The organism is Methylobacterium segetis, assembly GCF_004348265.1.
Classification (GTDB): domain Bacteria; phylum Pseudomonadota; class Alphaproteobacteria; order Rhizobiales; family Beijerinckiaceae; genus Methylobacterium; species Methylobacterium segetis.
Map to the genome: position 1 here is coordinate 1 of NZ_SMNT01000139.1, position 9,066 is coordinate 9,066.

Sequence of the window (9,066 nt, forward strand, 5' to 3'; positions counted from 1 at the left end):
CGGGGCGGGCCCTCCTCGGCCTCCTGCACCACCGGCCGGGTCTCGTCGAGCGCGGCGGCGGCGGCCGCGCGCAGGGCCGCGGCGTCGGGCCCGAGGCTGGCCAGGGGGCTGAGGCCGGGCGCCTGCAGCAGGCAGGCGGCGGAGGCGCCGAGCCAGCGGGCTTGCAGGGCGAGCCAGGCCTCGGCGGCCTCGGGCAGGCCCTCTGCGGCCTGCAGGCGCTGCCACAGGGCCGGCTCCAGCACGGAGGGGCGCGCCTCCGGCTCGGCCGGGATCCCGGCTGCCCCCCGCTCGCTCATCGGAGCTGCCTGCTCATCGGGACCGCTCGCTCATCGGGACCGCTCGCTCATCGCAGCCGCCTTCCTCGGGGCTGGTCGGCATCGGGGCTGGTCGGCATCGGGGGCCGCCCCCGGCCTGAGGGAGGCGGCCGGGCGTGGGAGGGCGGGCTCAGGCCTCGAGGTCGAGGCGGCCGTGGCGGGCCTCGTACTCGGCGAGGACGCCGCCGAGCACCGAGAGCAGGCGCTTGGCCGCCAGGGGCGTGAGGATGATGCGGTTGGAGAGGTCGACCACGACGCTGTCGCTCTCGGCCACGTTCCAGGTGCGGTTGGTGCCGAAGAAGAGGTCGACCTGCTCGCGGGTGCCCTGGACGTTGACGACGTTGGCGAAGTGGGTCGCCATGGCCTCCTCGCGCCACGCGATCGCGCGGACCGCCTCGGGTCCGGTCTGCCTGGTGTCGCTCACGGGCGTCCCTCTATCTGGCGCGAGCGCGGCGCGGGGCCGCGGTAGTCAGGTGTTGGTGGAGTAAAACCGCGGCTTTGTATGCGGTCTGGCCGTGTTGCATATCGGTTTGGCGAGGCTTGGCAAGTGTCGCGCGGCCACAGGAACAGTGCTATCCCGGCGCGGGATGGAAGCGAATCAGGATTGGAATGTGGCGCGGTCGGGCGGCGGGGAGATTTGGTGTTGATCAAGCGTCTCACGCCCGCCCCTGCCGGCCCCGGCTCTCGCCCGGGTCCCGGCCCGGGCAACAGCCGAGATCCCGGCCGATGCCCGCGCTGAGCCGGCCCGCGCCGGGCCCGAGCCCCGCCTTCCCCCGCATCGACACCTTCCTCAAACACCACATCGCCGCCCGAGCCTCGGGCACGCGCCCGTGACTGGCTGGCGGGATCGGATCGGCGATCCCGGTGCCGCGAGCCACGCCCCGTCGGAGCCGAGGCGGCCCTGCGTCGTGGCCGTCGCCGGTCTGCCGGGTGCCGGCAAATCCACCCTGGCGGCCGCCCTCGCCGCCGCGCTCGGGGGCGCGCCCATCCTCCACTACGACGATTACGAGGAGGTCCCGCCCGATCCGGGCGAGTCGATGGAAGCCTGGATCGCCCGCGGCGCTCCGGTCGACGATATCGAAGTGCCGGGTCTCGCCGAGGATCTCGGTGCATTGGTGCGCGGTGAGGCGGCGACCGGCTCCCCGGGCCGGCCGCTGCGCGTCGGGCCCGTGCCGGCCAGGGCGCCCTACCTCGTCTTCGAGACCTTGCTCGGGCGGGCGCACCCGAAGACCGGGCAGTTCATCGATCTGCTGTTCTGGATCGAGCTGCCCCTCGACGTCGCCCTCGCCCGCAAGCTCGGCGCACAGCTTGCAGCATTCCGGGCCGAGGCGGCGTCCACGGATGCCCTGGCCCTGGCTGACCATCTCGGCCGCTATCTGCGCGATTACCCGACCCGGATCCGCCCGCCCTACCTAGTTCAGCAGGGCCGGATCGCCGCCGGCGCCGACCACGTGCTCGACGGGATGCGTCCGGTCGCCGATCTCGTGCGGGAGGCTGCCGCCCGCGTGCTCGGGCGCGCCGCGACGGGGCCGGATTGAGGGCGGCCCGTGCCGGAGGCCCGATTCACGCGCTGCGCGAGCCGAGGCGCTCCCACCACCAGTTCAGCACGTCGAGGCTCGTCGGCTCGGATTCGCGTGCCGACTTCACCTGCCCGGCCCTGAACTCGCTCGCCGTCGACCCGAACTGGGCGCGAAAGCTGCGGCTGAAATGCGCCTCGCTCTGAAACCCGAAATCCGCCGCGAGCCGCGAGAGAAGGCGCGTCTCGAGGGGATCGCTCAGGGCGGCCCGCACGGCGAGGAGACGCCGCTCCTGGACGGAGCGCATGATCCCGCCATAGGGCGCGAACAGCCGGTAGAGGCTCGCGCGCGAGATGCCGAGCTCCGTCGCCAGCCACTCGGGCGAGAGATCCGGGGAGGCGAGGTTGGCGCGGATCGCCTGCTCGGCGAGCGCGAGGAGGCTCCTGTCGAGAGCGGGCGTCTCCAGCCGGTCGATGGGACGCGAGGGATCGAGGAGGGTGGTCAGCACCTCCTGCGTCCGGGCCACCACCTCCGGAACGTCCGCCTCCTCGAGATGCGCGCTGCCCTCGCGGAGCGCGGCCAAGTGGGCGGCGAGCAGGCGGTTGCGGGCCGGCTCCAGGCGCGGCGGCAATCCGGCCTCACCGATGCCGGGGAGCAGGCTGCGCGGCACGATCAGCGAGATCGTGTCGGACGAGGCGGCGTGGGTGTTCACCTCGAGCCGCAGGTCGATCAGGGCGACCTGCGCCGACCAGATCGTGGTTTCATGGCCGCTGATCCGGCCGTTGAAGCCGCCGACATTGTAGAGATGGAAGAGGAAATGGTCGGGGGTGCGCTCGATCAGGGCCCGGTCCCGGCGGAAGCACTGCGCCGTGAAGACCACCCGCGCCACGATCATGTCCCCGACGACGACCCCGCTCGCCGAGCCGGTCGGCAGCCGCTGGGTCGGATGGAAGGGGTGCGGCTCGAACAGAGCGCCGACCACGCCCTTCCAGACCTCGTAGGCCTCGGCATTGGGGAGGCCGGTGGTCAGATAGTCGAGCCGCGGCAGGGTGGACACGCGTCGTCGCCTTCGAGGAGTTGGGGAGGTTTCGAGCGGTGTCAGCCGGGATTGGCCGCCGACAACCCGTCGCGCAGGACTGGATTGCCAGCAGCTTTCATCCCTGCCTCCACGGGTGCCGCACGTCGCGCTGCGCGCCGGCGATTTTCCGGACGCACGGCAGGCTGGAAAGTTCCCGCTGCGCGAAGGCTCATTGCAGCAGAGGCCCTGCCGACGTCAACACAGCCTCGAAAGCCCGCCAACCTATCTCTGTCGAGAATTGCACAGTTCGGAGTCAGATGTGCGGCGCGTGTGCAAGAAGCGAACTATTTGGCGGCTGAAAGCGTCCGATCGCGTTGCTGGCTGCCGACGCGCGCAGGATTTTTGCGCGGCCATTTCAAGTGGTGACGGTCCGAATTTGGCCGTGGAAGCGGCCATTTCATCGGCTCTCAATAATGAAAATGATCTTTCCCACAGGTCTCGCGGAATGCGACTCCTGGAGCTTCCCCGGAGGGTGAGGGCGCGAACGCGCTGGCGGCCTGCCGCCTCATCTTGAGGCCGGACCGAGCGAGGCCCTCGAATACGGTTCGCGAGGAAAAAATACCAGCAAATGTTGATTGGACAAAACGGATCAATTCCGTGTTGCGGCCGCGCTTCGAGCCGCCTTCAATTGACCTCAACTGTGTTTTTCAGATTGCGTCCGTGGGCGTGAGACGCAGGATCAACGCAAAACGCACCGACTGCCTCCGCAAGGTGCAGCCGCACTGTTATGCACGGTGCGGAACGATGCGGAAATCGCACATCCATCCCCTGGGGGAATTATGAGCAAGCAGCTTCTGATCTACGAGCGGGCCGTTCCGGTGACCCGGCAGCGCCACGGGTCGTGGTCCGTCAAGGCCGGTTCGAGCTTCGATTTCGCGCGCGCCGTGAACTCCGTGCCGCTGATGGTCGCCGAGTTCGGCAACGCCTCGGCCGAATACACGATCGTCTTCGGCGGTGCGGCCGACGAGGTGATCCCCGTCGCGCTTCTCGGCATTCGCGACAACGAGAATTTGTACGTCAACGATTCGGGCGCCTGGGCGGGCAATTATGTCCCGGCCTTCCTGCGTCGGTACCCGTTCGTGTTCTCGAGCGACAACGCGAACGATCCCGACGCTACGTTCACGCTGTGCGTCGACGAGGAATTCGCCGGCTGCAACGACGAGGGGCGCGGTGAGCGCCTGTTCGACGCCGATGGCGAGCGCACCCAGTACCTGCAGAACGTTCTGGGCTTCCTCCAGGCCTACCAGGTCCAGTTCCAGCGCACGAAGGTCTTCGTGAAGCGGCTGCAGGACCTCGACCTCCTGGAGCCGATGCAGGCGCAGTTCACTCTGCGGACGGGCCAACGCTCGACCCTGTCGGGCTTCAGCGTGGTGAACCGCGAGCGCCTGAAGGCGCTCTCGGCGGATGCGCTGGCCGAGCTGATGCAGGCCGACGAACTGGAGCTGATCTACCAGCACCTCGGCTCGCTGCGGAACCTGACCCCGATCGCCGATCGCATCGGTGCTCCGGCGAGCGCCCCCGAGCCGGACACGGCGCCCGCCGCCCCGGCCGACTTCGAGACGTCGGGCAACGCCTGATTCGGAGCGCCCGAGCCCTGAGGCTCGGGCCTCACCTCTCCCACCAGTGACGGCGCTCCGAGGTTCGCGGAGCGCCGGGTTCAAGACCCCGACATCGGTACCGACGATCCCGGCCGCCTTCCGGCGGGCCGGGTGACGTGTCCTCCGCGCGCGGTGACGCGCGCCAGCGGCTGGAGAGAGTGGGATGGCTTTTCCGTTCAAGTCGGAAGGCTTCTGGGGTCCTCTGTTTCGCCGTCGCAACCGGCCGAAGGCGGCCGACGACGCGTCGCGCGCCAAGCGGCCGACGAAGCGTCAGCTCGTCATGCGCCTCAAGGCGAAGACCGACCGGATGCTCTACCGCGACCGGCTGATCTTCGATCCGCTGGAGCCGCGCGTCCTTCTCAATTCGGACATCACCTACACCGTCCCGTCCGATCCGCCGACGCAGGAGCACCAGCTCCTCGTCAAGCTCGTGCAGGAAACCCAAGGGGCGAACCAGTCTGCCACCCCGATCCAGCGCATCCAGATTCTCGACTTCACGAACGGCCAGGAGGGCGCGGTCCTTCACTCCTTCGGCGACGTCGCGACTTCCGGCACTTTCACGATCGTCGGACTAGCCGGAAAGAAGGACGTCATCACTGTCGATGTCGATTCCTTCAACATTCTGCCGGACAGCCGCCGGCCGATGCTCGCCGTCAGCGACACCAGCGCCAGCGACGATGACGGCGTCGTCCTGCGTAACGGCGCGAGCGCGCTCTTCGCGCTTACGGGCACGGACGCGGGAACAATCTCCTCCGGCAAATTCACGGGCAGCTTCTCGGGGGTCGCCAACCTCTCCGGCGCGTCCGGTGCATCCGACACGCTGGTGATCGGCGCAAACGGGCAGCTCAGCGGCATCTTCTCGGGCGGCAAGGGTTCCTTGCAGCTCGATCTCTCGAACACCGTCTCGGGCGACCTCGACGCGACGCTCTCGGATCGTACAGGCGGCTATGCCATCGGCTCCTCGGCCGCGACCTTCGCGAGCCTCGCCTTCACGGCGCCGACCACGAATTTCGGCGTGATCCTCGGCAGCGGTAACGACACGCTTCACCTCGCGACGCTGCCGCCGGGCACGAGCTTCGGCGTCACCGGCGGGGCCGGCAACGACGCGCTCGTGTTCGACGCGAACCTCCCGGCCGCTTCGGGTGGCCTCACCGTTTCCTTCGACGGAGGGGCGGGCGACGACCGGATCGACCTCTCGACGAACCTCACGGCTCAGGCCGGCGATATCGGATTCACCTTCCACGGGGGCGCGGGTGACAATTCCCTCGTCGTCGCCCAGGGCAAGACGATCACGGCGAGCGGTGCGGTCACCTTCACGACCGACGCGACGGTGACCCCCGCGCTCGTCACCAGCGGCGACAACCGCGGGGTGACGGCCGACGCGCGGATGGGCGTGACGATCAACCAGGACGCCATCATCCGGGGGGCCTCGGTCGCGATCTCGGTGCGCAGCAGCATCACGGTCTCCGACACCGCGCCGATCAACACGCAGACGCTCTCCGTCTCGACGACGGGCGGCGCCCGGATCACCCTCGACGGCACGGTCACGGCAACGACGGGCGCCGCCGACCTGACCACGGACGTCGAGAACGGCGTCACGCTCCGCTCGGCGCTCTCCTCGCAGCTCAAGCGCATCACGCCCACGCAGACCAACATCTCGACCATCGCGGTCGGCGCGCGCGGCGCGGTCAACGGCGGCACGATCAAGCTGGCGGCGACGACGCGCGCCACGGTCGACGTGAAGGCGGTCGGCCTCGTCCTGCCCGGCGCCGGGACTTTTACTGACACGGCCAAGCGCACCGGCGACACCCTCAAGGGCATCGTCACCGGCGAGAGCAGCCTGTCGGACGTGTTCACGCCGGCCGAGCTCGCCGTCGAGGGCGTGATCAAGAAGGCCGAGACCAGCGTCACCAACACCACGCAGGTCACCGTCGACAAGGACGCGCGCCTGACGCAGACGGGCACGGCGACGCTGCCGGGCACCGACCCGGCCATCGCGGTCCAGCTCGCGGCGAGCGACACCACGAACGTCACGACGAAGCTCGTTGCGGCCGACAACGCCAGCATTCCGATCCTCAGCGACATCCTCAACCTGTTCGCTCTGACCGGGAACCAGACCGTCACCCGCACGACGAGCGTCGATGTCGGGGTTGCGGCGAACGGCACCCTGCCGGCGGCCGCGCCCCTCGAGACCGATCCGGCCGTGATCACGGCGGCGGGCGGCGTCGCGCTTCAAGCGGCGAACAGCGGCAAGCTGCTCGTGAAGATCGGAGCGGCCACCGAGGCGCCCGACGATCCCGTCAACCCGACGAAGGCGCTCGCCGGTGACGGCGAGGAGGACGGCTCCCTGGCCGCGCCCGTCAAGGCCGGCGCAGCCCTGATCACCGCCAACGACACCGTGCGCGTCGCTGTGCGCGGCGTCGCCGTCACGGGCGCCTCGCTGCTGGCTGTCGCCACCAACAGCACCGAGATCGAGGCCCGCGCGATCCAGGCGCGCAACCTGCTCACCGGCGCGACCAGCGCGACGGCCGAGAAGGCCCGCCTCACGGCGGGCACCGGCAGCATCACCATCACCGCCATGGACGCCACGGTGGCCCGCGCCATCGCCGTCCCGACCGACATCACGACGCTCGACGAGCAGGTCGATTCGGCCGTCGTGAGCCAGGGCGCGGTCGCGATCGGCCGCGGCTCGGCCATCAACACGGTGCAGCGCGACGTCACGGCCACCGTCACGGATTCCGTCGTGACAGGCGAGACCGGCGTCACGCTCACCGCCGAGAACGCCCTCGACCTGACCACCACGGCGCAGGCTTCGAGTGCGCCGAGCAAGTTCGGCGTCGCCGGCTCGCTCGCCGTGAACGTCGTGCTCGGCAGCACCACGGCCACGGTCACCCGGGGCAGCGTCACGGCAGTGACCGGCGACGTCACCGTCAGCGCGGGCGACGTCTCGAAGATCGATTCGCGCGTCGAAACCACCGTCGAGGGCGGCTCGAAGGGCGGCGGCACCGCGATCGGCGGCGCAGCGGCGTTCAACGTCGTCGGCTACGGCCTGACCGGCATCGCGACGAGCGCCATCGCCGACAAGATCGTCGGCACGGCCCTCGACGCGGTGCTCGGCACGGGATTCTTCACCGTGCTCGCCACGCAGTCGATCCTGGCGCGGATCAGCGCCGCGAACGTCACCGCAACGACGGGCGCGGTCGGCGTCAACGCGGCGAGCGCGGGCACGGTCAACGCCACGGTCAGCAACACTGTGACCGTCCGCACGCCGGAGCAGAATGCCGCCGCGGCGATCAAGAACCGGGACAAGGGCGTCGCGATCGACAAGGCGCGGCAACTCGCCGGCAAGACGCCCCTCAAGACGGTGGCCGGCAGCGGCACCACGACGAGCGCGGGCTCGCGCAGCTTCGGCGGCCTGATCTCGACGAACCGGATGGCGCGCGCGGCGACCGCCGAGATCGTCTCCGCCTCCACCATCACCGCCGGCGGCGAGGTCGGTGCGCGAGCGGCCGACACCTCGACCATCAACGCGAACGTCAAGCTCGTCTCCTCCGGCCAGGCGTCGAGCGACGGCGGCCTCAAGAAGCAGGCTCAGATCCAGTCCGACTACCAGGCGGGTAGCGCGACGCCGGTGGCGATCAAGCTTGGCCAGCGCGTCGCGCTGAGCTTCCCGAGCGCGATTCCGACGATCCCCGTCCTCGACAAGGTCAAGGGGGCGTTGCCGACCTCAACCAATGCCGCGCAATCCGGCCAGAAGCCCGCCGCCAGCCCGGCGACGCGGGTCATCCAGCCCGGCAGCGTGGTGCTCGTCAGCGAGGGCCATCCCGTGGCCAAGGGCGAGGTCGGGTCCTATTACCGCTACGTCCCCGCCACCGCCTCGGCGGCCCTCAACCTCGCGACCACCGATTTCACCGTCGCGGGCACTTGGCAGAAGATCGGCCCGAAGGACGCGGTCTACGCCTGGACGGGGGCGGACAAGGCCGCTGCCGACCTCGACCTGCGCACCGCGAACTACAGTGATCTCGATCTCTGGCGCCGGGTCGGCGACGGCGAGGGTGCCGTCAGCGGCAAGGGTGCCGCCAAGGCGGGCGGCTCCGGCGCGACGGCGGCCGGCGGCATCGTCGTGCGCAACGAGATCCGGGGCGGGGCGAGCGCGAGCATCGCCGGCTCGACCGTGACGGCGGGCAGCGTCGCCGTCTCGGCCGAGCGCGCCGCGACGATCACCGCGAAGGCCGACGCCACCGTCGAGGCCATCGCCACGCTCAAGGAACAGACCGGCACGGACGCCAACGGCGACGCCGGCGCCGGCACGGCGAGCTCCGTGCCGGGCCAGACCTCGGCCTTCGACAAACCTGCCGGCGCCAACGCCCAGAATACGCGCTCGACCGCGCTCGCGATCAATGGCGTGATCGCCACCAACACGATCCTGTCGACCGCCGAGGCGCGCATCGCGGACGCGTCCATCACGACCAGGGGAGGCGACGGGTCCGTTTCGGTGAGCGCCAAGACCGAGGGCTCGATCGAGGCGACGGTCGCGGCGCAGATCACCGCAGCTTCGC

The 9,066-nt window shown here is 70.1% G+C and carries 5 protein-coding genes and 1 pseudogene; 3 read left to right on the forward strand and 3 right to left on the reverse strand.

Going from position 1 to position 9,066, the window contains the following annotated elements; translation table 11 throughout:
• Nucleotides 1-296, reverse strand: a pseudogene (locus tag E1J50_RS24005) (diguanylate phosphodiesterase); the annotation flags it as partial.
• A 148-nt stretch (nt 297-444) separates the two neighbouring features.
• Nucleotides 445-738, reverse strand: a complete 294-nt coding sequence (locus tag E1J50_RS24010) for a DUF3467 domain-containing protein (protein WP_132256423.1) — start codon at nt 736-738, stop codon at nt 445-447.
• A gap of 406 nt (nt 739-1,144) precedes the next feature.
• Here E1J50_RS24010 and E1J50_RS24015 point away from each other — a divergent pair, with 406 nt between their 5' ends.
• A complete protein-coding gene (locus E1J50_RS24015) occupies nt 1,145-1,852 on the forward strand; it encodes a zeta toxin family protein (protein ID WP_281024592.1) in 708 nt (235 codons plus the stop codon).
• Nucleotides 1,853-1,877: 25 nt separating this feature from the next.
• Here E1J50_RS24015 and E1J50_RS24020 read toward each other — a convergent pair whose 3' ends face one another.
• A complete protein-coding gene (locus E1J50_RS24020) occupies nt 1,878-2,888 on the reverse strand; it encodes a helix-turn-helix domain-containing protein (protein WP_245516730.1) in 1,011 nt (336 codons plus the stop codon).
• A gap of 800 nt (nt 2,889-3,688) precedes the next feature.
• Between E1J50_RS24020 and E1J50_RS24025 the strand changes: the two genes are divergently transcribed.
• Both E1J50_RS24025 and E1J50_RS24030 read left to right on the forward strand, forming a co-directional pair.
• The gene (locus tag E1J50_RS24025; protein ID WP_132256428.1) at nt 3,689-4,486 is read left to right on the forward strand and encodes a SapC family protein; all 798 of its coding nucleotides are present in this window, start codon (nt 3,689-3,691) and stop codon (nt 4,484-4,486) included.
• 184 nt (nt 4,487-4,670) lie between these two features.
• Nucleotides 4,671-9,066, forward strand: a 4,396-nt coding sequence (locus E1J50_RS24030) for an LEPR-XLL domain-containing protein (RefSeq protein WP_132256430.1), incomplete at its 3' end; no start/stop codon positions are given.